The organism is Neobacillus mesonae, assembly GCF_001636315.1.
Lineage (GTDB): Bacteria > Bacillota > Bacilli > Bacillales > Cytobacillaceae > Neobacillus > Neobacillus mesonae.
The window spans coordinates 2,297,163-2,323,483 of the sequence record NZ_KV440949.1 but is presented as its reverse complement, the minus strand read 5'-3'; the positions used below and the strand labels follow the sequence as shown (position 1 = coordinate 2,323,483).

Sequence of the window (26,321 nt, the reverse complement as noted above, 5' to 3'; positions counted from 1 at the left end):
ACGATACCTTAGAGGGTGTTTGTGCATGATATGCACAGCGATGAATGTGGAAGTTGTGCACACTTGGGAAAATTGCCGGGGAAATATAAAGGATATTGAAGAATAATATCGAATTATTGACGGTGTTGTAACATTTTGTCACTTGTGGGGGAGTTTTATGGAGGGTACATTATTTTTCATCGGTAAAAGAATTGGAGAACGCGAATGGGAAATTACAAGAAAACCAGACTTCTATGACGCCATTCTACTGACGCATCAGTCACCGCAAACAATGAAAGCGGGGGAGCTCCGCTATCAAAGTATTCCGCTTCCTTCAGCAAATTTTACATTCAACCTACGAGATCATAACATTCATTTTAACTGGGATAACCAGAAACATCAGATTGTGATGGAAGGCAGCGAGCTAACAGAGGAAGAGGTTACCGACGCCTTCAAGAGCCTATTATTCAAGCAGGGGACAATGGTTAGTTACATTGTCCATATGCCAAAGGGAAAAACCTGCCCAATCAAAAAGGAAAAAACGAGACTACTAGCAGAAGCCAAAAAACTAACACAAGACGAAAACAAGTAATAGAAAAGCCGTTACAAGGTTCCACCCAAAACCAAAGGGCGGAACCTTTTTGTATTAGATGAAAGACAATAAGAAGAAGGGGGATCAGGTTATGATGGAAAACGCCAAAGTGTCCACCTGAGATGGAATCCTGTGTTTCTATGGTGTCAGGCACCAAATTCCACAATTCCCCATAATGTACACGTGGGGTGGAATGGTGTCTTTTTGTGGTGCCTGACACCCCTAAAAGACACCATAATGACAGCCCTATTATGACAAAATGTGATGGGTTTTTAATATTTTTGTAACATTGCTGGCATATTGTTCTGTTATAACTAGACTAATAAGGAGGGAGAAGTGTATGCATCTTACAATTAAGCGTATAATTCTCGTATTACTTACGGTTTTGTTGTGTGCGTCGGGGACGATGACCGCCGCTTATGCGCAAACAGACAATGAAGCGCTGCAAAATGCGAAGCAACAGCTGCAGCAAAAACAAAGAGTAGTAGAACAAAAAGAGCAAGAAAAGCAAGCTGTGAATAAAGAAATAGAAAAAATTCAGCAGGAATTGCAATCCATACATAGTTATATCACGAAAAATCAAGAGCAAATGGCAGCAACTGAGAAAAAAATTGCTGCTGTACAAGCATTGATTGAAAAGAAAAAGGAAGAAATTGTGGTTTTAGAGGACAAAATCCTCTCACGTAAGGATATCATGAAAAAGCGGGCAGTGGCCTTGCAGCAAAACGATTCGGTCAACATGCTAATCAACCTCTTTTTTGAGTCTGACAGCATCGCCGAATTCATCCAGCGCGCTAGTGCCGCATCAACACTGATGGACGCGGACAAAGACATTCTAACCGCGCAAAAGGAAGACCTGCAGCAAATCGAAAATGACAAAAAAGAAATCGATCAGCAGGAGCAGGTGTTAGAACAAGAACAAAACACCCTTGCTGCCCAGCAGCAGGAGCTCAACAAAAACATGCAAAAAAGACAAGCTGTCTTAGCAACCATGCAACAAAAATATGAGCAAATCATGAAGCAAATGAAGCTTGTTCAGCAGGAAAAAGCAGGAATCGAATCGCAAATGAAAGACATTCAGGCAAAAATAAAGCAGGAGCAAGAAGCGGCAAAAGCACGCCAGGTGCAACCAAAGCCTGCTGTCGCTTCAGTGACTGCCCCTGCTCCAAAAAATAATGATTCTAAATCAGACGGTGGCAAGGCTAATAGCGGCAAGGAGATGTATGTGTCAGCAACAGCCTACACCCCATATGATTCCGGCAGTATTACAGCGCTCGGTTATAATATTAAAAAGAACCCAAATATGAAGCTAATTGCGGTTGATCCAAGGGTCATCCCGCTTGGTAGTAAGGTTTGGGTAGAAGGCTACGGCGTGGCGATTGCCGGTGACACAGGCGGCGCCATCAAAGGTCACAAAATCGATATTCTCGTCCCAACCAAGAAAGCAGCTTACAGCTGGGGTCGAAGAACGGTAAAAGTTATTGTATTGGATTAATAAAATGGTTCCGGGAACTTTGCCCGGGACTTTTTTGGTTAGGACTGTTTAGTTAACAATACGAAAAGATAGAAAATTATATATGCAAAAACGCAAGCTTGTGATTTCGCTTGCGTTTTTATATGGGGATTTATTGTATTTTTATTTGTGAATCATTAGAGAATGAGTATTTTGCACCACAAAAGTGAACCCGCTAGAAATTTTCACATGGTGCCTGACACCAAGGTAAACCATTATCCCAAGTACACCAAATCTTTAAGCTCTTCAGTGGAAAGCTCCGTAATCCAGTTCTCACTCTGGATAATTTGGTCATTTAGAAACTGCTTTTTCTCGAGCATGGCGTCAATTTTCTCTTCCAAAGTCCCAGTACAAATTAGCTTATGCACGTGCACGAAGCGTGACTGTCCAATCCGGTAAGCCCGGTCCGTCGCCTGGTTCTCGACCGCAGGATTCCACCATCGGTCGTAGTGAATCACGTGGTTCGCGGCGGTTAGGTTCAACCCGGTTCCGCCCGCCTTCAGCGACAGCAGGAACACCGGAAACTCCCCGTTCTGGAACCGCTCGATCATCCTATCCCGCTGCGACTTCGCGACACTTCCATTCAAAAACGGCACTTCGACAGAAAACTTTTTCTTCAACACACTTCGAATCATTTCGCCCATTTCGAGGTACTGCGTGAAAATAAGACAGCTCTCGCCCTGATCCAACACAGCATCCACCAGCTCAACAAGCTTATCTAACTTATTCGAGCGCTCTAGCAGCTCACGGGCTGCTGATTTTTCCTTCAAATAAAGGGCAGGGTGATTGCACAGCTGTTTCAACCTGCTCAGCATTTGTAAAATTAGCCCCTTGCGCTCAAAACCGGACAGCTGTTCAATCTGGGCAAATGTATCATGGATCAGCTGCTCATACAGCGACGCCTGTTCCGCCGTCAGCGGGCAGTATTCCTTTTGCTCCAGCTTATCCGGCAGGTTCAAAGCGACTTCTTCATCCTTTTTCGTCCGACGCAGCAGGAAGGGGCGGATCAGCGATTGCAGCTGCTGAATTTTTTCCTTCTTTTCTTCTTTTTCAATTGGAATAATGAACTTTTTCTGGAATTGTCCAAGACTGCCGAGATAGCCGTGATTGGTAAAATCAAAAATCGACCACAGTTCTGACAAGCGGTTTTCCATCGGTGTACCTGTCAAGGCGATGTGATGGCGCCCGCGCAGCCTGCGGACGGCCCGCGACTGCTTCGTCTGGGCGTTCTTAATGTTCTGCGCCTCATCAATGGCAATCGTACTCCACAGCACCGATTCAAAGTCCTCTGAATCCAAATGGCTTATGCCGTAGGAGGTCAGGACGACATCCGCATTCTGCATCTGTTGGATAAAGTCCGCACCCTTCAGGCGGTTCGCCCCGTAATGCAGGTAAACGTCCATCTCCGGTGCAAAACGCTCCAGCTCCTTCTGCCAGTTCCCTAACACCGAGGTAGGGCAAATTATCAACGCTGCCTTTACCGGCACCTTCTCCAGGGAGTCAGCACCAGCCGCGGCATCCTTTTTCCTCCGCCCTTGAGAAGCCTTGGTGTCAGGCACCACATTCGCACTCGCACTCGGACCCTCGACACCATCACCATCACCCAACTGTCCACGTGGGGTGGAATCGTGTGTTTTTGTGGTGTCAGGCACCACAACATCAACAACATCTTCCTCTTTCACCTTCAACAAATAGGAAATCAGCTGTACGGTTTTGCCAAGTCCCATGTCGTCGGCGAGGCAGGCGCCAAATCCGTATTGTCTTAGAAACCACAGCCAGCTCATTCCTAGCTGCTGGTATGGCCGGAGTTCACCTTGCAGCCCGCCCGGCACCTCTGCGAGCGGAATTTCCTTCACTTCCGACAGCTGCTTCACCATCTGCTTCCACTGCCGGTTCAGCTCAATCTGGATCTTCGCAAACGCCTTCGGATTCTCCAGCTCATCCTCAGCCGCATCTGCCTCGATCAGCTCCTGCTCCAACAAATCGCGGACATGCAGGCCCTCTTTTTCGGCACGTTTCATCAAATCCTGGATCTGACGGATAAACTGCGGATCGAGCTTTACCCAGCGCCCGCGAATATAGACAAGCCGCCGCTTCTCCTCGACAAGCTTGCCAAACTCCTCCTCCGACAAATCGACGCCGTTCATCGAGAACCGCCAATTAAAGTCAAGCATCGCCTGCAGCCCGACAAATGAAGGCCGGTGGCTCGAACCACCTTTCAGAGACGCTTTTACCCGCAAATTGGCATTTTTCATCGCCTGCCACCATGAAGGAAGGAGAATTTCGACATCAAGTGCCACCAAGGTTTCGCTAGCCTCTGTTAAAAATAACCACGCTTCGTCTTCGGAGAGCTCCGTCTTCAAAACGCCAGCACCTTCCTCGGCAAGCCAAGGAATTAACCGAACCCAGCGCGCCAGTTCACGATCGACCCTGTCTAAAAATGGACGCCATCTCGTTGGAATCCGCTTTATATCCTCAGCATCATACACTTCGTCGATATTCTTTTTTCCTCGTAAAAATACATCCAGGGTCCAGTCGCCTTCGCCTTCGAGCGGTTCGTCAAGTCGCAGCCCAATCGTGAACGGGGTGTCGCTTTCCTTAATTCCGACCCACTCGAGCCAGCTTTCCTCGTCAAAATAACGGGCAAGCTCACTGCCCGAGATATCTTGCTTTTTCAAAAGCTCCAGCTTCGGCCCGAACAGCTCCTTCATTTTGGCATTCCGCGTCAAATAGCCATCGAGCGCCTGGTTATACAAATCGGTAATGTACTCAAGAGCGCCCGCGTCCACATCCTCGATGTCCTGCTCCCAAAACGACGGGTCGAACTCCTCTTTCACCCGCTCCGGCAGCTTCCAGCGGAAATCGCCGCCTGATGAGCCCCAGACCGAAAAATCCGGCAGCCAATCTTTTTCTAAAATCCCCTCATACATCGAGAACGCGGCCGCCAGGCAAATCTCGGACTCTTCATTCCAGTCCCACTCAATAAAGCGGTTAAACGACTCCTTGGCGAACAGCGACACCAGCTGCCAGCCGTTCAGCACCACACCATCGCCGCTCTCCTCAAGCACTGTTCCGAAAAAACTCTCCTCATGATTGCTGAACACAAGGTTCTTCCAAACGAAAGGAGGACGGTTGACCCCGCCGCCATCCTGGGCACTAATCAAAAACCGCCCATCCTCTAATCGAGTCGTATTCAATCGTAAAAATTTCGTTCTCAGCATAATAGGCCGTACTCCTTCTTGAACCACAGGGACGGTTCTTGTGTCCCATAAAATAATATATGAAGGGCTGCGCAGCGTGCTCTACGTGCCCGAAAGGTCGAAAAACCAAGCAGTTGGGTAACGTAGAAGGGTTCTACGTGTCCGAAAGGCTGAAAAACCAAGTCAATGGGTAACGTAGAAAGGTTCTACGTGCCCGAAAGGACGAAAAACCAAGCAGATAGGTAACGTAGAAGGGTTCTACGTGCCCAAAAGATCGAAAAATCAAGCAGATGGGTAACGTAGATGGGTTCTACGTGCCCGAAAGGTCGAAAAATCAAGCAGATGGGTAACGTAAAAAGGTTCTACGTGCCCCTGAAAAGTTGAAAACCAAGTAAATGGTAACGTAGATCTTTTAAATATGGTAAAATTCTTCGCATATTTAGATAGTCCTCAGAATATGGCGTGGTCCCGCAAGTACCTCACCTGTTGGCAACTAAACATTGCATATTCGCAACTAAAGTTACATCATATGCAAGTAACACCGACCGTTACCCGAAAAATCCTATTCAACCTTCTCCGCAATCAACTTCCCGCGCGTACATTCCTCATGAAATGCCCGCAGCCGCTTCGTCCGCTCCAGTAAGCCTTCCAAAAAATACTCCCAGTCATCGACGCGTTTTAATTTTTTATACAGCGTCCGCAATTTTTTCAAATGCCGCACTGCCATTCGGTAGCTGCCGCGGTTTTTTTGATCAATTTCGCGCTGGACGGCTTGGTGCAGCATGCCGAGCAGCACCTCAGGCCGCTCTTTTTCTACAACCTTCACGCGGTCCTTTGGCAGGTCCTGGAACTCCATGCCGAGAAACGACTGCAGCTCGCCCCAGCGGTCGTACATGCTGCGCTCAAACAGCATATACTCATACTCAGCATAGCTATATGGCAAACTGCTTAACAATGCCCGTTCATACACATCGGCTCGGCCATTCTCGGCCACATACGGCGTAATCGCGCGGAGCATCGTCCGCACAAACCCGGAGCGACCGTGAAAACCACCATAAGACTCGTTGCTTTCCAAATACTCTTTCAGTTTTTGCAAAAATTCATCAATCCACCGTCCGGCCCGCTTCCACGCCTTGAGCGCCGACAAATACTCAATCCAATAAAGCATAAACGGCACGATGACCTCATCTCGCACCAGATCGACCTTAGCAAATGCTTTCTCGTCCTCACCGAGCAGTACACACAAATGAATCTCAGCAGCCACTAATGGCAGGGGATTCTCGTCGTCCTGAACCGACTTCGTCCGATCACGGACCTTTTCAAGCTCTGCTTCGCGCCATGAAGTTTTTCGAAACAATCCGTTCCATAGCAGGCGGTACAACGCGATCCGCGCCTGTTCCAAACCGTTCACCACTGTCAAAAGCTCAAACGTATCGTCCCGCAGTCCCACAACAAACTCATCAAAATCAAACGGCAGCGTCTGCATACCGATTTTTTCAACCAATTCGTCAGCCTCATCGACCATCGCTTCGAATAAATGCCCGTAAGAGCGCCGCACTGCATCCTCAGCGTGGCCCATCCGTTCGCTCAACTGGGCGAGCATTCGAAACGACACCACCACCGACACCAGCTCATACAACAGCCGCCACTCCTGCTCTACGGGAGCACTGGCCTGCAGCCGCCGCCGGTAAATCCCGAACAATTCCGTCACCACAAAGGGGTTCTTATGCTTTTTCTCACCCAACAGCGCCTCAAAACTTTTCTCAAACGAATCGACCCAGCGCTTATAATCCGGCTTCAGCAGACCGTTCGCCTTCACCAAATCCTTCGCCTTCTGGATCCCCCAGGCCACCACTGACTTCGTCTCGCGTGCAGGTTCGCGCCATTCGGTCACCCAATCGGATACACTACCAACTTGCGCATAAGCCGCAAAAAACACCGCCATCTGGTGCCGGCAAAGCTCATCCGACGGGCACGAACATTCACTCAAGCCCAGAAAATCCGGGTCGAGCAGCACCTTCGCCGGCATCACATCCTGCACCACCGCCGTAATTCCGTTCTTCTCCACCTGCAGCTGCTGGACCATCCCTTGCCGGTACAACATCAACCCTTTCTGCACCAGCCGCGCATCCTCCGATGAATTCGAACTCAACAAATCCCGCAGCTCATCCGACAACTCCCGCACAAACTCCATCCGAAACACCACCCTTCACGAAAAATCCATATTCCTATATTATACCCAAAAATGATGCACGGGGGCGGTTCTTGTGCCTCATTTATGAAATTAGGGAGGATCCGTGGTTGTTTTCTTTTAATTGTTTTTTGAATAAAGTGCCTAAATAGCCAAAACTCATGGGAAAACAGCCAAAAGTAGTTGGAAAATAGCCAAAACCTTTTCAAAAATAGCCAAAACAAAGCGGGGATGATACTGCATCGAGGGTTCCTGTTTAGAACGAAGTATAAAATTACACCATATTAGCGAATTTTAGCTCCTTATTAGCGAAAAATACAGTTTTATTAGCGATTTTCGGGCGGCTATTAGCGATTTGAAGGGGTTTATTAGCGATTCCAAAATTCGGGCGGCGTATCCAGCCAAAATACTGGAGCAACCATCTAAAATGGCGGCACGCCCAACCAAAATCCGGTTGCGCACCTATCCGATATTCTGAGCGTCCAACCAAACTCCGACACACCCAACCAGAATCCAACGAACAAAAACCCACCTAAAAAAGCCAGGCGCAAAGCCTGGCTCAGGTAATTTTTATTTTTCAATCGGTACCTCTAAAACATTAATTTTCGAGCCGTCTTTGGCCGAGTAGACAAATAATTCAAAAACGGCATCCTTTCCGCTGATTAAATTTTTTCCAAAGGTAATGTTGAAGTCGCCCCAGGCTGGTGCGCCGGCGGTTTGGTAGTGGTCTTCCAATAACACTTTGCCACCGTCGGAAAGTTTGTATTGAAACACGCCTTCAAACACCTGGGCTTTGCCTGTGACCACAAATTGGCCCCTGGATTCCGTTACCACCACATCTTTAAACGCCTCATTATGATACACTTTTGGCTCAGGCGCCGGCTGATCCGGCTCCTCCACATCTGGTTCCTCTTTTGCAGGTTCCTCCACAGCTGGCTGCCCATCCTTAGGTGTCTCAACGGCTTGATCCTTGTCCGGCTCTTTTACATTCTTTTGCGAGCTGCAGGCCGTCAGCCCAATCGCGGCGATTAACGCTAGTAAAAAATAAACCACCCTTCGCATCCATTCACGCCCTTTTACTTTTATGGTATTCATATTATTTTCTTCGTGATTCCTGTTTAATCTTTAAATTTTTACAACCGAGACTGCCTCTTCCACAAAAATCCGCATTCTAGTAGAATCGTAGATAACATCACTGACAAAGGAGGGGATGGCATGACCAATAAATACTGCCCAATATGCGGTGAGGCGAACCAGTGCATGTCCGGCAGCAGCGAGCACGGGAACTGCTGGTGCGACTCGGAGGTTTTTCCAACTGAAATCTTTGAATTAGTCCCAGAGGAGAGCAGGAGAAAACACTGTATCTGCCCAAACTGTTTAAAAAAATTTAATGAAGAACAGCGAAAATGAAACTAATCTTAATCCTGGTACCGTTCTGCTGCTATCCTACATAACCGAGTGGAGTTTGCGAAGGGTGCTAAAGACAAGCCGGCAGACTGTCTGGGGGTTCCGGCCGGTGAACAAAGCCCATCTATATATCACAGTACTGCTGGTCGGAATATCATTGTCTTCATTTAAGGGGTCCCTGTCATTTAAGGTGCCCCTTTAAATTTGTAAAGAGGGGATTTGAGAATCAATGTCACTTTCCTGTTTGGGGGAAATTGTCTTTTTAGCCAAAGCTCCTTAAAAAATAGCCAAAACTTCTTCTACACTGGTCACTCTTAATCAAAATTTTGCCGACTCTAAAATATTTACTACTTATTTCTATCCATCTCCCAAAGCCAAACCGCAAGCTGAAGTGGGACGGCATCGTTTAATCGTTGTGGGTCCAGCCCTGTTAGCTCGCGGATTTTTTTAAGCCGGTAAACGAGTGAATTTCGATGGATATACATCGATTTCGCACACTCCCCGATATTTTGATTGTTTTTGAAAAAATGGTCTAATGTTTCGATGAATTTATCGGATAAAGGGCCCAGGATCCGTTCAATATATTGCAGCTTAGACCTTTCATCTAAGCTGGCAAGGAGCGCTTTTGTTTCAATTTCCGAAAATGTAATTAGATGTTGTTCGCTGCTTCCAAGCTGAAGCGCTTGAAGTGCTTCGTGATAGGAATGACGGATGTGTGTGTAATCCAATACGGGTAATCCGATTCCAATTCGCAGATGACTAGAGTTCAATTTCCCCAAAACATTAGTCAATTTTTGTTTTAACCGTGCTTCTGCCAAATTTGAGGTTAAAACAAAAATCCTGTTACCAGTTAAATAGCCGATAAGAGATTGTGCCTCATGAAAGGTATCGGCGAAAATTTGCATAATGTCCTTTTTCTTTAAAGGGGTAAGTCCCAAATCCAATACAGCTGCCTGAAAGGGCGGTGCTAATGTTACCTCTATTAAACTAAGCCTTTGTTTAATAGAATCCTCATGAAAATGCTCTTTTAATAATTCTCCAAAAACCTGCTCCTTCAGCCGCTGCTTCCATTCCAGCTGTTCGGTTATGAAGGACTGCTGAATCATCATTTCGGTAATCATCTTCACGAGCTCACCGAACTCCATAATTTCCCCTGGATCACCAGTAATTCCAATCACCCCAATAATGCTATCTTGAAAGGTAATTGGGAGATTAATCCCAGGAAGAGAGCCTTCCCATTGCTGCAGGTTCTCATCATGAATGATGAGTGGTTTACCGGACTTTAAAACCTCTAAAGCGCCGGAATGAATTTGATAGAGGCGATTCTGATTTCCGGACGCAATAATCACACCTTTGTCGTTCATAATATTGATATTCCGATGCAAACGAATCATCGTTTGTTCTACGATTTCAGCCGCCATCTCCTGGGTTAACATATTGGATCATCCTAGTCATGTAAGTGTTTTCGTTCATTATACACAAAAATGACACTCAAATTTTAAGTTTTTTTGTTTATGAAAAACGATGAATCAATGATGTCTGAAGATTATAATTAGTTAGTGTATTAAAAAAAGAAGGTGGGGACAGCATGAAGATTGTTATTGCACCCGATTCATTTAAAGGCTCACTAACCGCACTTGAAGCGGCACTAGCAATCGAAAAAGGGATTAAAAAGGTGCTGCCTGAAGCAGAGACCGTTCTAGTGCCGGTTGCGGACGGGGGAGAAGGTACAGCGGACAGTTTAGTTGCCGCAACAAATGGCCGTTTTGTGGATGTTGTGGTAAAAGGACCATTATTAGAGCCTGTTCGGGCTGCTTATGGAATCCTTGGTGACCAGGAAACGTGTGTCATCGAAATGGCAACAGCATCAGGCCTAAATCTGATCGCTCCTGAAAAACGAAATCCTTTGTTTACCACAACCTTTGGCACAGGTGAATTAATCAAAAAAGCATTGGACGATGGCTGCCGAAATTTTATTTTAGCTATTGGTGGAAGCGCTACCAATGATGGCGGGGCTGGCATGCTTCAGGCCTTAGGAATGAAGCTGCTGGATTCGGAAGGAAAGCCTGTAGGGTTTGGAGGCGGTGAACTTTCCCGGATTGCTGCAATTGATGAGAGCCAGTTTGATTCAAGAATTGCGGAGGCAAAATTTTTAATTGCGACAGATGTCCAAAATCCATTGATTGGGGTGAACGGAGCCTCGCATGTCTTTGGTCCGCAAAAAGGGGCAACGCTAGAGATGGTCAAGGTGCTTGACCGGAATTTAGCTCACTGGGCCGATTTAATTGAAGTAAAAACAGGGATACGGTTGCACGAAAAACCAGGTGCCGGTGCTGCAGGGGGGATTGGCGGCGCTTTTCAAGCCTTTTTCCCAGCAGTGACAAAGAGGGGAATCGATCTTGTGATGGAATACACCAAGCTTGGCCAAAAGCTTGAGGGAGCGAAGTGTATTTTCACTGGTGAAGGACAGACAGATTTTCAAACGGCTTCAGGCAAGACCCCCATGGGAGTGGCACAAGAAGCGAAAAAGCACGGGCAAATACCGGTATTTATCCTCGCGGGATCTGTGGGATCAGGAATTGATCAGCTCTATGAGCACGGTATTCACAGTGTACATAGCATTATTAATGCACCCATGACGCTTCAAGAGGCGATGAACCGCGGCGCGGAGCTGTTAGAGCAAGCGGCAGAGCAGGTGATGCGAACTTACTTAGCATCGATTTTATAAAAAGGCTCTTTTTGCAATTATTGTTGTTGAGTTTTAACTCTAAATGTCCCGATTTTGGTGTAAAATTACACCCTATTGGCGAATTTCGGCGTTATATTAGCGATTTTTACTGTTTTATTAGCGAATTTCGGTATTCTATTAGCGATTTTTACTATTCTATTAGCGAATCAAACAAGCAACAACTTTTTAGAAAGGCTGTTTTCGATTACTTTGTTGTTTTTCTATATTAGAACGAAACAAAGGTACTTCAAAAAATGAAATCAAAAATTTTATCGGCGATATTTTGATTTTATCAGCGATATTTTGATTTTATCAGCGAAAAAAGCTAGTTTATCGGCGAATCGTAAGAGCAACAATCGATCCAACAACAGCCTATAAAAAATAGAGGGGGAAACGTACATGTTATTTCTAGTTTTGCTCGTTGGTGTTTTATTAGTGGTCATCGCCACAACTAAATTCAAACTGCATCCGTTTTTATCATTATTACTAGGGACATTTTTTGTAGGATTTGCTTCTGGCATGCCGCTCGCTAAGATTGTGGAAAATGTCAATACCGGTTTTGGAGGCTTAATGGGCGGAATCGGGCTCGTGATTGTATTCGGAACCATTATCGGAGTGATCCTTGAAAAATCAGGAGCCGCTCTAAGGATGGCAGAGGTCGTACTCCGAATTGTCGGTCCAAAACGGCCGCAGCTTGCTATGAGTTTAATAGGTTATATTGTCTCCATCCCCGTATTCTGCGATTCGGGATTTGTAATTCTGTCAAGCTTACGAAAAGCACTAGCAAAACGCGCAAAAGTGGCGGTTGCTTCGATGTCGGTCGCACTTGCCACCGGCTTATACGCAACACATACACTTGTACCGCCAACACCCGGCCCAATCGCCGCAGCTGGAAATATTGGTGCCAGTAATTTCTTAGGTACGATTATTTTAATTGGATTGATTACAGCGATTCCAGCTACCATTGTCGGCTATTTCTGGGCGACAAAAGTAGCGAACAAAATCGAGGTGGAAGACGATGGTGAGGATTTAAATTACGATGAAATCGTCGCCTCTTTTGGAAAAATGCCATCTACGTTTCTATCATTTTTACCGATTGTATTACCAATTGTCCTGATTGGGATTGGTTCCGTTGTGACCTTTCAAAAAGCAACAGGGGATATCGCAAACTTTTTCATCTTCTTAGGGTCACCACTTGTAGCGTTACTTGTAGGTGTGATCGCTGCTTTTGCCTTACTGCCAAAATATAATGAGGAGACATTAACAAAATGGGTTGGAGAAGGTTTAGTAGAATCAGCGCCAATTCTCCTTATTACAGGGGCAGGCGGTGCGTTTGGCGGCGTCATTAAAAATACTGGTATTGCAGAAGCCATTCAAAGCTGGTCGATTGGAGATATGTTCAGCGGTGCATTATTCCTGCTGATTCCATTCGTGATTGCGGCTGCTTTAAAAACGGCGCAAGGTTCGTCCACTGCGGCACTGGTCATCACCTCTTCGCTCATTGCACCAATGCTGCCGGCTTTAGGGATCGAAGGAGCCGTACCGCTGGCATTAGTCGTGATGGCGATCGGTGCTGGAGCGATGACCGTCAGCCATGTGAATGACAGCTTCTTCTGGGTTGTCACTCAATTCACGGGAATGAAGGTAACCGATGCATACAAGGCACAGACAATGGCTACCTTGTTTCAAGGGCTTGTGACCATTGTCACGGCTGTTATTTTGTGGGTCGTTCTAGTTTGATATATTCCGAAAAATTTTTTCGCGAAGGCCAGTCTCGATTGAAGACTGGCCTTCCTTTTAAAACATTCAAAATGCGGTTTTTAAAAACGGAAGTAGCTCGATATAAATTGGTAATTGTTTGTAACTGGTGATTACAACACAGCAAAATGGCATTGTCACTCACTTTCATGGCATGCAATACCCCAGTAATAGAATAATAGAGTACTTTAATATTCCAAAACTTTTGTGATAAAATAATAATTGTGTATATTAAAAAAACTCCTATTTCCATTCCTAAAACTTCCAAGAAAAAGGAGACTATCACAGTGGAAAAGAAAAATTTAGAAATGGCGATCCAGCTGCGCCACGAGCTGCATGCCCATCCGGAACTATCAAACTATGAAGTGTGGACAAAACAGCATGTAATCGAATTTTTGAAAGCGAACACAAGTCTTGAAATTGTCGACAAGGGCCGTTGGTTCTATGCGATTTATCACTCCCCTGTGGGAAAAAGAAATGTGGCGTTCCGAGCCGATTTTGACGCGCTGCCGATTGAGGAAACGATCGAGCTGCCGTACGGCTCGCAGATTCCAGGCGTGTCTCACAAATGCGGTCACGACGGCCACACAGCGACACTTGTAGGTTTCGCGTTGGAAATCGACCAGAAGGGGTCAGATAATAACATTTTCTTCTTGTTCCAGCATGCCGAGGAAACGGGTGACGGAGCGGCCGAGTGCGCGGTGTTTATCAAGGAAGAAAACATCGATGAAATCTTTGCATGGCACAATATGAGCGGATTCCCGCACGGTGTTGTGCATGTGATCGACGGCACTGCCCACTGTGCGTCCAAGGGAATGTCGATTTATTTTGAGGGCGCTCAGTCTCACGCAAGCGAGCCGGAGAAGGGGAAAAATCCATCATTTGCGATCGCCAAAGTCATTGACGCGATCCCTGGATTTGTCGATCCTGCGGCGAATGAAGGCATCGTTCTTTGCACAATTGTCCAAGTTGATATCGGTGCAAAAGCGTTTGGTGTCAATGCCGGTAAAGGCGTGCTGCGGATGACGATTCGTGCCCTGTACGAAGCGGAAATGGACAAGCTGCAAAAGAAATTAGAGGACTTGGCGCAAGCGGAAGCAGAGAAGTATGGCTTGAAAGTACGCTTCGAATACCAGGATGAATTCCCGGAAACCGCCAACCATAAGGAAAGCACAGACAAAATTCGCGCGGTCTGCCAGGAAAAGGGCCTGGCAATGGCTGAGCTGCAAGAAGCATTCCGCGGCTCCGAAGACTTCGGTCATTTCACAAAGCTAACAAAAGGATCCTACTGCTATGTCGGAAACGGAGAGGATTACCCAATCCTCCACAGCTTCGAATACGACTTCCGTGACGATCTCATCGAAACAGCCGTAGAAGTATTCAAAGGACTAGCGGACAAATAATATAAAAGGGGCTTCCTAAGATCTGAACTGCACCCCAATTGTTAGACACAACTAACAATTGGAGGTGCAGTTTTTTATGACTAAATATTCTTTAGAAACCAAACTAGAAGCTATTTATGACTACCTTGAGGGGGTAGAATCCTTTAAAGATATAGCTGGAAAATATAGTGTAAATATTACGATGTTAAAAAAATGGGTAGCTAAGTATCGTGAACATGGATTAGCAGCTTTCCACAAAACATATACAAACTATCCAGTAGAGTTTAAAATGGACGTACTAAATTATATAAACGAGATGGGAGCGTCCATCGATGAAGCAGCTTTAGCATTTAACATTCCAGCCTCTACAACAGTCGGGAATTGGAAGTGTTTATTTGAAACTCAAGGGATTGACGCTCTTCAACCAAAGACAAAGGGGCGTTCATCCATGAAAAAAGAAACAAACAAAGCTCAACCGGCGGAAGGATCTGAAAAAGCGTTACGCGCTGAAATTGAGCGTTTACGTATGGAGAATGCCTATTTAAAAAAGTTGAGTGCCTTAATTCAAGAAAAAGAAAAATTACGGAACAAGACAAAGCGCAAGTAATATATGAATTAAGGCATGAATTTAAAGTTATCGATCTAGTAAAGGTCGCTGGTATTGCGCGTAGTACCTATTATTACTGGATTAAACAAATGAATCGTCCAGATAAATATAAGGAAGTCAAAGAACTAATTAATCATATTTTTGAGGAACATCAAGGACGATATGGATATCGTCGTATCACGTTGGAATTACGTAATCAAGGATTACAAATTAATCATAAAACTGTTCGCCGCCTGATGAATGAAATGGGATTAAAATGTCTTGTACGCATGAAAAAATATCGTTCATACCGTGGGCAAGTAGGTAAAATTGCCCCTAATATTTTGGAGCGTGAATTTAAAGCATCAAAGCCTAATGAGAAGTGGGTAACGGATGTAACAGAATTCCACCTACATGGAGAGAAGCTATATTTATCCACCATTCTAGATTTATACAACGGGGAAATCATCGCTTTTAACACAGAAAAGCGTCCTGTTTATCCACTTGTTTCAAAAATGCTGGATAAAGCTTTTAAACGTCTAAATGACGGAGACACCCCCATCCTCCATTCTGATCAAGGTTGGCATTATCAAATGAAGCAGTACCAACATGCTTTAAAAGAACGTGGGATTACTCAGAGTATGTCATGTAAGGGGAATTGTTTAGATCACGCAGTCATGGAGAATTTCTTTGGCTTATTAAAGTCTGAATTACTCTATTTAAAAGAATTTGAGAGTATGCAGCATTTTAAAGTAGAATTAGAGAAATATATTTATTACTATAATCACAAACGGATTAAGGCAAAATTAAAAGGCATGAGTCCGGTTCTATACCGAACTCATGCCCAGGTAGCTGCCTAAATTTCAGTGTCTAACTTTTTGGGTTCAGATCAATCTATTGGGAGGTCCTTTTTTTAATGGTGTATCATTCGTTTTTATGGAATAAAATGTATAAATAGCCAAAACACCCGAAAAAATAGCCAAATCCCTTAATAAAGTTGCCAAAACACCTGAAAAAATAGCCAAAAAATAATCGCAGAGTCATTTTTGCTTGGATCGACCTACTTTTCATAGGAAACTTAGACCAAATTGGTAAATTCTGATTGGAAAGTCAGGCGTTAAGCCTGACTCAGGTCATTTGATTACCGATTTTTGGGATAGCAAAACGATGGGGAGTGTACCCTTACACCATATCTGCAACTTTTCCCCGGATATCTGCGAGCTTAGACAATATATCTGCGACTTTCCGCCATATATCTGCAAGTTGAAACGATATATCTGCAACTTTACCAAAACCCAATCAAAAAAGCCGGGCGTTCAGCCCGGCTCAAGTTATTTTGACTTTACTTTTCTATATTCGTCCTCAACTTTTTCACAAGAAAGTTCCTCTGATGCGAGCTGCTTGGAGGTAGTGGCCATTCCGCCTGCGATGGAGGCCATTTTGGCGGTTTTCTCTAAATCATAACCTTGCGCAACTCCGTATAAAATCCCTGCGGAGTAAGCATCGCCCGCACCGTTTGTGTCAATCGCATCATATTTTAATGCGGGCACGTCCAGCCATTCCTTTTCATTGGCGATGGTGGAGCCTTTACTGCCATGAGTGCAGACTACTAACTTTTTCCCGTCAGATAGGAACTTTCTGATCGTTTCCTGGTATTCAGGGTTATTTTCGGAGCTGAATTGAATTACATCAGCGGCATCAATAAAGTCCTGATGGTATTCATTTTTTCCATCATAATCATGGAGGTCGACCCAAATCTCTTTATTATATTTTTTCAATAACGGGATGAAGTCTTTGCAGTATGACATGATATTCAAAAACACGATGTCATTTTCTCTAATATATTGCTCTACGACCTCTATATTTGTATTAATCTCAGGTATTGAATTTAAAAATATGGATAATCTTTCACCAGTAGCATTTTTCATGAAGTTGAGATGTCTTTCAGTGCCATTTGGACTGACATCATAACCAAATGTAATTCCCTCTTGATGGAAAGTAGACGCAATCTTTTCCCCATAATCATCCTGACCAATGACGCCGTAAAATGTCACATTAAATCCCAATTTGTTTAAGTTTAATGCCTTGCCTGCTCCTGTATTGCCTATCGTTTCGCGATAGGAGTTAACAGAGCTAATGGTATGGGCAACTGGTTGGGGAAATTCATCCACATCAATGATCAGATTATAGGAGACTCCGCCAAGCACAAAAATGTTCTTCATTACACCACCACTTTCCTTTTATTTAAAAATGACCTACTCAAAATGGTGAGTAGGTCTAGGGTGTTAAATGATGTTCTATTTTATCCGAGTTTAGTAAAATCTTTTAAAACTTTCAAAATGCGATTTGTAGTATGGGTTATCCAGGTTGGAAATCGCTACGCCATAGTCGCTGGCGTGGATAAATTGATTGTTGCCAAGGTAAATGCCTAGATGCGATATGCCTTTTTTATATGTATTTTCGAAAAAGACGAGGTCGCCTGGCTTTGGCTTATCAACGTAATAGGCACGGGCATAGTAGCCTGCGGCCGACGTACGAAGCAAAGATTTGCCGGAATTCTTGTATACATAATAAATGAACCCGCTGCAGTCAAACCCATCCGGAGTATTTCCGCCCCACACATATGGAACGCCGATTAAATCTTTAGCAATAGAAATTGCCTTTTGGGAGAGATCCGCATCAGATGGCTCCGCTGCTGGCTTGTTCACTGTTTGGGTTGGTTTCGTCACTGTTGCACCGGCTTGACTAGGCACCTTTAGCTGTTGTCCGACATAAATTAAATCGGAAGTCAGATTATTCTGTGACTTCAAGTCTTGGATGGTTGTCCCGAACTTCACGGCAATTTTGCCAAGGGTGTCGCCGCCTACAACGAGGTAGTAGCCTGTTGCCTGCGGTTTGATAGCCGGAGCAGCTGGTTTTGCCGGGGCTTGCAGCACTGGCTTAGATACTGGTTTCGTCGCCGGTTTAACCGCTGGCTTCACAGCCGTTTTGGCAGGCACCTTCAGTTTGTCGCCTACGCGGATGAAGTCGGATTTCAGACCATTCAAGGACTTTAAGTTTGCGACAGTTGTGTTATACGTCTTGGCGATCTTTCCTAGGTAATCGCCGCTTTTCACGGTGTAAAAAGTAGTTGCTGTGGACGCTGCTGGTTTTGCAGGCACAGCCGGTTTCGCACTTGGCTTAGCTGCCGGTTTCACAGTTTGCGTTGTAAAAGATGTACTTGCCCCATCCGATACCTTCAGCACCTGTCCGACATAAATCATGTCGCTGGCCAGCTTGTTCCACTGCTTGAGTTCGCCAACAGTCACATCAAAACGGTTGGCAATCTTAATCAGGGCATCACCTTTGACGACAGTATAGGTAGCTGACTTGGATGCATGCGTAGTTTTAACAGCTGTGGAGACCTGAAGAGTTTGGTTGATGTGGATAAGATCTGATTTTAAGCTGTTAAGTTTCTTTATTTGAGCAACGCTCGTATTATATTTACTGGCAATCTCTGATAGAGTATCGCCCTTTTGAACTTTGTATGTAGCGGCATGTGCAGAGCCGGCGTAAGCAATCGAAAGCAGTGCGGCCGTCGACAACGTCCGAACAATGGTTTTCTTCACTTGACAAATCACCTCATATTATTTTTATTTCTAATAAATTTTACCATAGATTGCTAGTGTTTTGGGGGAGGTTATGCAAAAACGTGTAATTTTCCGGGAAATTTTGTGGAATACGGATGGGGAATTTTGAAAAATTGCCTGAAAAAATCAATCTTGTGACCGGCATTCGACGGCGTTCACAAAATTTCTACAATTTACATCTGGAAATCGATTTACAACCATCTTTCCTTATAGTAAAATATGACATTATGACTTTAGGAGGATTTTGATTTGGAGAAGGAGGAAATAAAAAAAAGCGCGGACATCGTAGCCTTTAACGAAATCGTGAAAAAGGCATATGAAAAAGGCCGAAGCGAAAAAGAACTCACCCTCGAACAACTAATGGAAGATCTAAAAGCCGACTTAAAAAACCTAGTCATTGGCTAATAACAATAAATTTAAACAAAGCTGCCGAAGAACACAACTCGGCAGCTTTTTTATCATGATGCATGGGGTCGGTTCTCCTGCATCATCGGCGATCGGAATATTCCTAGTTTTGAAGGCCCTCAAGCCAAACCAAGAGATGCCTAATATTGCGCACAAGTCATTTCGACAATCCTTATCTTCGGAACTTTCTCGGGAATTGCTTTACAATGGCAAAAGTAATCGTATCCGACATTTCCAAAGCTTCTGCTTCAATTTTATCAAACACCTCAATGCTGGCTTTAAAGTTTTGTTGGAGAATCAATACTGCCTCTTTCTTCGTCAGAGCGAGATGTTCAAAAAACATTTCTTGGAATTCTCTTCTCGATATAAACGGATTTATTCTGCTTAGGAATTCGGCTATTTCCTCGCCATTGGCGTACCATCTTCTCTCTGCATCGGCAGCAGCTCGTTGATTGCCCGCTTTTGCGGCTTGAACCAGTTCCGCTGCAATCACTAGGTGCGCCCTGATTAAGCTGGCGAACTTCGCGGCTATTTGATTTCCATAAAAAGGCTTTAATAAATTCCCCATATCTGTGGCATTCCGGAGAAGACGTGCGGTATTCGCGTCTAAATCAGGTAAATTAAATGCAATACTATTGACCGTCAATCTTGTCCAGTACACATGCTGTTCCCAAACCTCACGCATGTCACTTTTTAAACGATCTACCTGTTCCGTTATACAATCAATATTAAACCAAGGCTTCATGCTATCACCCCACTTCACACTAATATCAAAATCAGTATATTCCACCTCCAAAAAGGTGCTTGTACTTTTGCGATATTAATGATGCATGGGGGTGCATTGAATATTTGACTATAAAGGATGGTACATACGAGAGTAAATAAGTTAATTCAGCTAATTGGACTCCTTCTGGTCATTTTGGCTATAACCTACCCGTTAGGCTATCTAGAGGCGAAAAGTATTTTTAGTCTTTTACTCATTTTGGGAAGTTTTTTGATTTTTATTGGTATGTTTATTCCTCAAAAAAAATAAGCCGATTACGGCCGCAGAAAAATGCTTAGAAATGGGACTATTCTAAGCATTTTTTTCGTCATCACTATTGTTGAACATGCCTAATCCATTATTATTTTTCGAAATCCCTTTGTTCATTAACTTCGCTACATTCTCCTTAGGGCTCCAGCAATTAAATTTATAATGCGTTTTTGTTTCATAGCCTAACCGGCTGCAGAAATACTTCGCACCTTCAGCTGTTTTCTCCACATTAAAATGCCGGCACGTCGCACAGCAATGGAAATCCTTCATGATATATCCCCACCTATTCATACATCCAAACCTCTCGAACCAAATTAGGTTTAGATTCGTATATCCATTTTACAACACATGGAAAATATTTTGTTTAATGATAGATGAAAAAATATCCGGTTCCAAATGATCATTAAAGGTCGATTCAGACCACTTAATATTTGAAAAACAGATGGCCATTTTTCAAATACATATAAGAGTACTAGAGACCTAGTAGTTTGTTAGTTATTGCCATATAATAGAATTGGATAAATCCTATAACAGGAGGTAGAGGTTCAATTAACGATTTACTTAGAGAAGCAACGGAATTTATTTGCTCATGTTATAACGAATTACATAAAACGAAGCAGGAAACAGAAATTAGGCTGAATGAGATTCACGAACAGATTGGTGCTAGGGGTTATTATAAACACACTACAGAGGAGCTGGAATACGGGGCGAAAGCTGCTTGGCGAAACAGTAACCGTTGTATAGGGAGATTATTTTGGGATCAATTAAACGTTATCGATCAGAGACACTTAAAAACAGAAGAGGAAATGGCTGAGGCGCTATTTGAACATATTGCGTACGCAACGAATAATGGTCGGATACGGCCTACTATCACGGTTTTGTCTCAGAAATCTCCGAACCAAAACGTACGTATCTGGAATCACCAATTAATTCGCTATGCAGGTTATAAGACTGCAGAAGGAGTGATAGGGGATTCTACATCAATAGCTTTTACAGAGGAGTGTATCAAATTAGGATGGGAACCGAGGTATGGTTATTTTGACATTTTACCAATTATCATCCAACTGAATGATAATCCTCCTAAATTATTTGATATTCCAGATCATCTTCCTCTGGAAGTTTCTATTCGTCACCCTCATTTCGATTGGTTTGAAGATTTACAGCTAAAATGGTATGCCGTACCTATCATTTCAGAAATGAGTCTTGAAATAGGAGGTATTACTTATACGGCTGCTCCTTTTAATGGCTGGTATATGGGGACAGAGATAGGAGCTAGAAATTTTGCGGATGAAACAAGGTATAATGTACTTCCTCGGATAGCTTCTTTAATGGGGTTAGATATAAAAAGTAATCAATCGTTATGGAAGGACAGGACTCTCCTAGAATTAAATACAGCCGTTTTATATTCATTCAAAGAAGCTGGGGTTAGCATTGTGGATCATCATACTGCTGCCCAACAGTTTAAAAAGTTTGAAGAAAAAGAATTGGCGGCGGGAAGAGCAGTCACAGGTGATTGGACATGGCTCATTCCTCCATTGTCCCCTGCAACAACTCATATTTTTCATCAAACTTATCATAATAAAGTCGAAAAACCGAACTATTTTTATCAATCAAAACCATACTGAACAGCAGAAGTGCTTTTTCATCTTATAGTATGTGGCATTTTAGTTAGCTAGCTTCTTGAAGGAGGAGGAGCTCCGGTGATTGGGTCAATTTGAAGAAATCTACTAACCAAAAATCGGAGCTCCAATTAGAAGAGAATCCAATGAGGCAAGAGAACGGTTCCCATGCATCAGGTTATCCCTTTATCAGCTTATCCCGATCGTCGGCCTGCGGGGGTTCCTCCAGCCAGCCGTGTTTGATCATGAGGTTGGCGGCGTCTTCGGCGTATCGGGCGATTTCTGGGATTAGAGTGGCATATCTTGTGGCGAGGTCCCTTCGTATGCTGGCGGCCATTGATACACCGAAGTTGCCAATGCCAGCCGCAATCATGGCGGAAACGTGAAACATAATTAATTTATCCGAAAATACGGGCGTGGTAGAATCGGTAACCGCCGAGTCCCAGTTCATTGGCGCAGGCAGGTCTTCATTGATTAAAATTCGGCTAAAGATATCGACAAACTTTTGCGAAAGCTGCATCCCCCGCAACAAAAATTGTTTGACTTCCTTGTCTTGTGCTGTTTGGGCAAATCCTGTAATCAAGTCCTTTCCGATCGCGTTAGCATGAACGTTTAAAAATAAATGAGTGATTTCAATGGAGGTAAACGACCTCTTTTTTCCAAAGAATCCGGTTAAAAAACTTTGCTTTTCAACAAAATCGACTTTGTCCGGGACTGAGATATAAGGGGGTCTAATATAGGTACCTTGTTTCAACATTAAATTCCGTGTCAGGTCCTGCAAGTCAATCGCTTTATCAACGACCCGTTTGTGAAAAGCCACTACATCCTGCCGTGCTGCCAACCCTAGTGCTGCACTATTCGATGCAAGGGCAAGAATCGACATGTGCCGAAAATACCTTAAAACAAAGGTATCCGAGAACAGTTTCGGAGCCTGGGGATCGACATCCTGTTCCGTAAATCCATGAGGAATAGGAAAACCTTCTTTTTGAAAAAGCTCCTGCATAATGGCAAGATTCTCTTTGGCTGTCCTTAACGACCACTCCACAATTGGCCGAACTTCCTCATCCTCCACCTTCTCCAAATAATAACTACTCACACAAGTAGCCAAGGTATCATTAATATACTGCGACCACAACCCAGACATCTCCGCTGCAGTCAAACGAATCCTCGTCTTATCATCCATATCACAATCCTCCAATAACGCTGAATCTACTCCTAATAATATTCCCAATTTCGCTTGGGATATGAGTAAGGCATCGGGACGGTTCTCCTGGCTTATCGAGGTAATGGCCGGGCTGTGCTTCAATGAACACGAAACCAATGAGAAAACGTTTGAAAGTGCACATAGAGGTCTTTAATGAACACGAAACCGATAAAAAAAGCGAGGCAAGTGCACATAGAGAGCTTCAATGAACACGAAACCGATGAAAAAAGCGAGGAAAGTGCACATAGAGGTCTTCAATGAACACGAAACCAATGAAAAAAAACGAGGAAAGTGCACATAGAGGTCTTCAATGAACACGAAACCAATGAAAAAAGGGAGGCAAGTGCACATAGAGGTCTTCAATGAACACGAAACCAATGAAAAAAGCGAGGAAAGTGCACATAGAGGTCTTCAATGAACACGAAACCGATGAAAAAGGCGAGGAAAGTGCACATAGAGGATTTCAATGAACACGAAACCAATGAAAAAAACGATGAAGGTGCACATAGAGGGCTTCAATGAACACGAAACCAGAAGAAAAAACCAGGCAAGTGCACATAAAAGGTTTTCAATGTGAATGAACCGGTTCCCAGTTTAATAATCGCCTAACAAAAAACACTTCAACATCCCCCAGCTCCCAGCCTGCTTTTGCACTTTGCAAAGCACTTCCTTTATTATATGAAGTAACGAATCGGGAAGCCGGGACCAAACGATCATTCAATCAATCAAACCAGAAGAGAGGCTGCTGCATTGGATAACGTGGAAGACTATCAATTGACCTTACAAAACATTGAATTTTTATCATCAAGAATCTACCCGGGGATTGAAATTCTTCTTGTTCTTGATGGGGAAATAGTAGTGGAAATGGATAGCGGCATTTATCATCTGAGGGAAAATGACCTGCTGGTGATCAACCGAAATCAATTATATCAAGTACGTGCGGTAAAGAATAACACCGTTTTAACATTGAGGATCCCAGATACATTTATCTCCAAATATGATGAGGAGTATCGCCAATATCATTTTCATTTATTTTCGCAGCAAATTGATCGAGGTAAAGAAAATATTATGGCACAGCTGCGTAAATCTCTTGCTGAGCTGCTGATCACCTATTCCAGGCATGAAAAGGGCGGTCAGCTTGAGGTGCATATTTTAATCTGCAAAATTTTGCTGACACTTATTCTACGATTTAAGGGAGAACGAAGTCATGTGGATGAATTGGATGTCAACGATCAGCGCTTAAAAGAAATGATTTCCTATATCAAGCAGCATTTTGACGAACCGATTACCTTAGAGGATGTTGCTGCCCATTTTTATTTGTCTCCTAGTTATTTCTCGCGGTATTTTAAACAGCAGGCAGGGATTGGGTTCAGCCGTTTTTTAATGACTCTTCGACTAGAACACAGCGTGAAAGATTTACTGTATACCAAGGATTCCATCACCTTTATTTCCATGAAAAATGGCTTTCCTAATACCAAATCGTTTACCAATTTATTTAAAGAGGTATACGGCGAGACACCACATTCTTTTAGAGAAAAGAACGCGCAGGAACAAGTGGATGTCGTGAAAAATTATCAATTGGACGGCTCAGAAACATTGCTGGAATCCCCTGAAATCATCATGAAATTAGGTGTTTATCTATCAGATGGGGATGATTCAGCAACCTTTAGTAATACAGAAACTCACTTCGAGGAATTAAAGTTGGACGTAACTTCTTCAAGCAGGAAAAAGTTGAACCATCCATTCAAAATATTAACGATCGGTGAACTCCGAGAACTGCAAAAAATAAACGTTCGTACGCAGATTTTATTAGCCAAAAAAGCGCTGAACATCAAGTATATCGGGATTCATCAGTTATTAAGCGGGAGAACGATCCCAACGGCAGTGGAAACAGATGAATTGATCCCGACAACATCACCCTACTATAATTCGGATGAAGTCATCGAGTTTATGAAAACAAATGATTTATCACTATTTACGCACATAGCTTACAAAGAAATAGCCTCAGATGAACAGGTGTTTCTTCAAAAACTGCAGCATTTTTTAAGGCATTGTCTGCAGGTGTTTGGGGAGAAGTATGTGAGCTCCTGGTGTTTTATGTATTCCGCAAATGATGAGGATAGCGAACACGTACAACGTTTCTATGGAACATTGTACAAGCTATTGAAAACAATGGTTCCTTCTATTCAAGTTGGCGTGCTATTCCCATTTTCCTTTCAAACAGGAACAACAGATGACCAACATAAATGGATCCTGCTCCAGAAAGAGCAAATAGATTTTATCGCATTTCAGGCGAGCTCAAATGAAATGGTCGATTTTAAAGACATCATCGATGATCAGTATCTAGCAGCAAAAGATTTTATTAGGAAAAAAACGGAGAAATTAAAGCACTATTTAAAAAGTCATGCAATCGAAAAACCGCTCCATTTGATTACGTGGAGTTCCTTTTCGGGGAATACGCGTTATACAAATGGGATTTTTTTCAGAGGCGCGCTCATTTTGAATGATGCGTTGACCATTGCAGAAGATGTGGAATCACTTGGTTTCTGGATTAATACCGAGGTACATGAAAGAATGGTTGGGGGAAGGAATATTCCGCTGGAAGGAATGGAGCTGTTTCATTATTTTAAAGGGAAGCGGCCGGCCTATTATGCGATGTCCTTTTTCAGCAGGCTGCAAGGAAACGTCATCTCAAAGGGTGAGGACCATGTGATGACGGAAAATGAAACAGGCTATCAGATTGTGTTAATGAACAACAAGATTGTGAATCCCTATTTTTCTATCGAAGAAACGTTTTCGCAAAAATTAATGAAGGAAGTCCGTGTGACAATCAAAGGGATTCCAAGTGGAGAATATCAAATCCGTAAATATGTATTTGATAAGGACCATGGTGCCTTGTATAAGGGCTGGCGGGAGAATAACAGTAAATTTGGAATGGATGCTGAGATTATTGACTATATTACCCATTCGAGTCAGCCGTCATTAGAGGTATTTGATGAAAGGATTGATGGGGAATGGTCGTTTTATTCGTACTTATCCATTAATGCTGTTCACTTTTTTGAACTAAGAAAAGTCGTTGTGTAAAAAATTGACCG

19 protein-coding genes are annotated in these 26,321 nt (G+C 43.6%); 10 read left to right on the top strand and 9 right to left on the bottom strand.

The annotated features are described in order from the left end of the window. Positions 1–157 precede the first annotated feature (157 nt). Together A6749_RS10930 and A6749_RS10925 are read left to right on the top strand one after the other, a co-directional pair. The gene (locus A6749_RS10930; protein ID WP_066389355.1) at positions 158–571 is read left to right on the top strand and encodes a hypothetical protein; all 414 of its coding nucleotides are present in this window, start codon (positions 158–160) and stop codon (positions 569–571) included. 340 nt (positions 572–911) lie between these two features. Continuing rightward, positions 912–2,066 (top strand): 3D domain-containing protein, encoded by a 1,155-nt coding sequence (locus A6749_RS10925; RefSeq protein WP_066389354.1) that lies wholly within the window; start codon positions 912–914, stop codon positions 2,064–2,066. Positions 2,067–2,299: 233 nt separating this feature from the next. Here A6749_RS10925 and A6749_RS10920 read toward each other — a convergent pair whose 3' ends face one another. The 3 genes from A6749_RS10920 to A6749_RS10905 all read right to left on the bottom strand — a co-directional run bounded on the left by A6749_RS10920 (position 2,300) and on the right by A6749_RS10905 (position 8,570). Then, positions 2,300–5,305, bottom strand: a complete 3,006-nt coding sequence (locus A6749_RS10920; RefSeq protein WP_066389351.1) for a DEAD/DEAH box helicase — start codon at positions 5,303–5,305, stop codon at positions 2,300–2,302. A 541-nt stretch (positions 5,306–5,846) separates the two neighbouring features. After that, positions 5,847–7,478 carry an SWIM zinc finger family protein gene (locus tag A6749_RS10915; protein WP_066389349.1) on the bottom strand — a complete coding sequence of 544 codons (1,632 nt, stop codon included), beginning with the start codon at positions 7,476–7,478 and terminating at the stop codon, positions 5,847–5,849. A gap of 567 nt (positions 7,479–8,045) precedes the next feature. Beyond that, positions 8,046–8,570 (bottom strand): Gmad2 immunoglobulin-like domain-containing protein, encoded by a 525-nt coding sequence (locus A6749_RS10905; protein ID WP_066389345.1) that lies wholly within the window; start codon positions 8,568–8,570, stop codon positions 8,046–8,048. Positions 8,571–8,690: 120 nt separating this feature from the next. Here A6749_RS10905 and A6749_RS10900 point away from each other — a divergent pair, with 120 nt between their 5' ends. Beyond that, the gene (locus A6749_RS10900) at positions 8,691–8,885 is read left to right on the top strand and encodes a cysteine-rich CWC family protein (RefSeq protein WP_066389340.1); all 195 of its coding nucleotides are present in this window, start codon (positions 8,691–8,693) and stop codon (positions 8,883–8,885) included. A 344-nt stretch (positions 8,886–9,229) separates the two neighbouring features. Here the strand turns inward: A6749_RS10900 and A6749_RS10895 are convergent, their stop codons facing one another. After that, positions 9,230–10,318 (bottom strand): CdaR family transcriptional regulator, encoded by a 1,089-nt coding sequence (locus A6749_RS10895; protein WP_066389336.1) that lies wholly within the window; start codon positions 10,316–10,318, stop codon positions 9,230–9,232. Positions 10,319–10,470: 152 nt separating this feature from the next. On the opposite strand from A6749_RS10895, the gene A6749_RS10890 reads away from it, so the two are divergent. The 4 genes from A6749_RS10890 to A6749_RS27635 all read left to right on the top strand — a co-directional run bounded on the left by A6749_RS10890 (position 10,471) and on the right by A6749_RS27635 (position 16,196). Continuing rightward, positions 10,471–11,610 (top strand): glycerate kinase, encoded by a 1,140-nt coding sequence (locus A6749_RS10890; RefSeq protein ID WP_066389332.1) that lies wholly within the window; start codon positions 10,471–10,473, stop codon positions 11,608–11,610. Positions 11,611–12,009: 399 nt separating this feature from the next. After that, on the top strand, positions 12,010–13,350 hold the full coding sequence (locus A6749_RS10885) for a GntP family permease (RefSeq protein ID WP_066389330.1): 1,341 nt from the start codon (positions 12,010–12,012) through the stop codon (positions 13,348–13,350). A gap of 305 nt (positions 13,351–13,655) precedes the next feature. Beyond that, entirely contained in the window at positions 13,656–14,771 is a 1,116-nt protein-coding gene (locus A6749_RS10880) for a M20 metallopeptidase family protein (protein WP_066389327.1), read from the top strand. Positions 14,772–14,847: 76 nt separating this feature from the next. Continuing rightward, positions 14,848–16,196 (top strand): IS3 family transposase gene (locus tag A6749_RS27635; protein WP_153043024.1). Its coding sequence is split into 2 segments (ribosomal slippage): positions 14,848–15,292 and positions 15,292–16,196, totalling 1,350 coding nucleotides; the frame shifts between segments, so codons are not numbered across the junction. A gap of 471 nt (positions 16,197–16,667) precedes the next feature. On the opposite strand, the gene A6749_RS10865 is transcribed toward A6749_RS27635, so the two are convergent. Together A6749_RS10865 and A6749_RS10860 are read right to left on the bottom strand one after the other, a co-directional pair. Further along, positions 16,668–17,558 carry a carbohydrate kinase family protein gene (locus A6749_RS10865; RefSeq protein ID WP_066389316.1) on the bottom strand — a complete coding sequence of 297 codons (891 nt, stop codon included), beginning with the start codon at positions 17,556–17,558 and terminating at the stop codon, positions 16,668–16,670. 90 nt (positions 17,559–17,648) lie between these two features. Then, the gene (locus A6749_RS10860) at positions 17,649–18,599 is read right to left on the bottom strand and encodes a C40 family peptidase (protein ID WP_236719653.1); all 951 of its coding nucleotides are present in this window, start codon (positions 18,597–18,599) and stop codon (positions 17,649–17,651) included. 615 nt (positions 18,600–19,214) lie between these two features. Here A6749_RS10860 and A6749_RS28390 point away from each other — a divergent pair. Continuing rightward, positions 19,215–19,370, top strand: a complete 156-nt coding sequence (locus tag A6749_RS28390; protein WP_161487139.1) for a hypothetical protein — start codon at positions 19,215–19,217, stop codon at positions 19,368–19,370. 172 nt (positions 19,371–19,542) lie between these two features. Here A6749_RS28390 and A6749_RS10855 read toward each other — a convergent pair whose 3' ends face one another. Further along, positions 19,543–20,115 carry an acetylglutamate kinase gene (locus tag A6749_RS10855; protein WP_236719652.1) on the bottom strand — a complete coding sequence of 191 codons (573 nt, stop codon included), beginning with the start codon at positions 20,113–20,115 and terminating at the stop codon, positions 19,543–19,545. 330 nt (positions 20,116–20,445) lie between these two features. Then, on the bottom strand, positions 20,446–20,673 hold the full coding sequence (locus A6749_RS10850; RefSeq protein ID WP_066389307.1) for a hypothetical protein: 228 nt from the start codon (positions 20,671–20,673) through the stop codon (positions 20,446–20,448). A 278-nt stretch (positions 20,674–20,951) separates the two neighbouring features. On the opposite strand from A6749_RS10850, the gene A6749_RS10845 reads away from it, so the two are divergent. After that, positions 20,952–22,028 (top strand): nitric oxide synthase oxygenase, encoded by a 1,077-nt coding sequence (locus A6749_RS10845; RefSeq protein ID WP_066389303.1) that lies wholly within the window; start codon positions 20,952–20,954, stop codon positions 22,026–22,028. 172 nt (positions 22,029–22,200) lie between these two features. Here A6749_RS10845 and A6749_RS10840 read toward each other — a convergent pair whose 3' ends face one another. Beyond that, positions 22,201–23,205 (bottom strand): DUF3231 family protein, encoded by a 1,005-nt coding sequence (locus A6749_RS10840; RefSeq protein ID WP_066389301.1) that lies wholly within the window; start codon positions 23,203–23,205, stop codon positions 22,201–22,203. A gap of 780 nt (positions 23,206–23,985) precedes the next feature. On the opposite strand from A6749_RS10840, the gene A6749_RS10835 reads away from it, so the two are divergent. After that, on the top strand, positions 23,986–26,310 hold the full coding sequence (locus A6749_RS10835) for a helix-turn-helix domain-containing protein (protein WP_236719785.1): 2,325 nt from the start codon (positions 23,986–23,988) through the stop codon (positions 26,308–26,310). Positions 26,311–26,321: the final 11 nt, after the last annotated feature.

Excerpts from the sequence above, each read along its gene's own strand:
- A6749_RS10895 (WP_066389336.1), bottom strand. The coding sequence starts at position 10,318 with ATGTTAACCCAGGAGATGGCGGCTGAAATCGTAGAACAAACGATGATT.
- A6749_RS10925 (WP_066389354.1), top strand. The coding sequence starts at position 912 with ATGCATCTTACAATTAAGCGTATAATTCTCGTATTACTTACGGTTTTG.
- A6749_RS10905 (WP_066389345.1), bottom strand. The coding sequence starts at position 8,570 with ATGAATACCATAAAAGTAAAAGGGCGTGAATGGATGCGAAGGGTGGTT.
- A6749_RS10840 (WP_066389301.1), bottom strand. The coding sequence starts at position 23,205 with ATGGATGATAAGACGAGGATTCGTTTGACTGCAGCGGAGATGTCTGGG.
- A6749_RS10885 (WP_066389330.1), top strand. The coding sequence starts at position 12,010 with ATGTTATTTCTAGTTTTGCTCGTTGGTGTTTTATTAGTGGTCATCGCC.
- A6749_RS10890 (WP_066389332.1), top strand. The coding sequence starts at position 10,471 with ATGAAGATTGTTATTGCACCCGATTCATTTAAAGGCTCACTAACCGCA.
- A6749_RS10920 (WP_066389351.1), bottom strand. The coding sequence starts at position 5,305 with ATGCTGAGAACGAAATTTTTACGATTGAATACGACTCGATTAGAGGAT.
- A6749_RS10930 (WP_066389355.1), top strand. The coding sequence starts at position 158 with ATGGAGGGTACATTATTTTTCATCGGTAAAAGAATTGGAGAACGCGAA.
- A6749_RS10850 (WP_066389307.1), bottom strand. The coding sequence starts at position 20,673 with ATGAAGGATTTCCATTGCTGTGCGACGTGCCGGCATTTTAATGTGGAG.
- A6749_RS10865 (WP_066389316.1), bottom strand. The coding sequence starts at position 17,558 with ATGAAGAACATTTTTGTGCTTGGCGGAGTCTCCTATAATCTGATCATT.
- A6749_RS10860 (WP_236719653.1), bottom strand. The coding sequence starts at position 18,599 with ATGATTTATGTCGGACAGGTGCTGAAGGTATCGGATGGGGCAAGTACA.
- A6749_RS10915 (WP_066389349.1), bottom strand. The coding sequence starts at position 7,478 with ATGGAGTTTGTGCGGGAGTTGTCGGATGAGCTGCGGGATTTGTTGAGT.
- A6749_RS10855 (WP_236719652.1), bottom strand. The coding sequence starts at position 20,115 with ATGAAGCCTTGGTTTAATATTGATTGTATAACGGAACAGGTAGATCGT.
- A6749_RS10900 (WP_066389340.1), top strand. The coding sequence starts at position 8,691 with ATGACCAATAAATACTGCCCAATATGCGGTGAGGCGAACCAGTGCATG.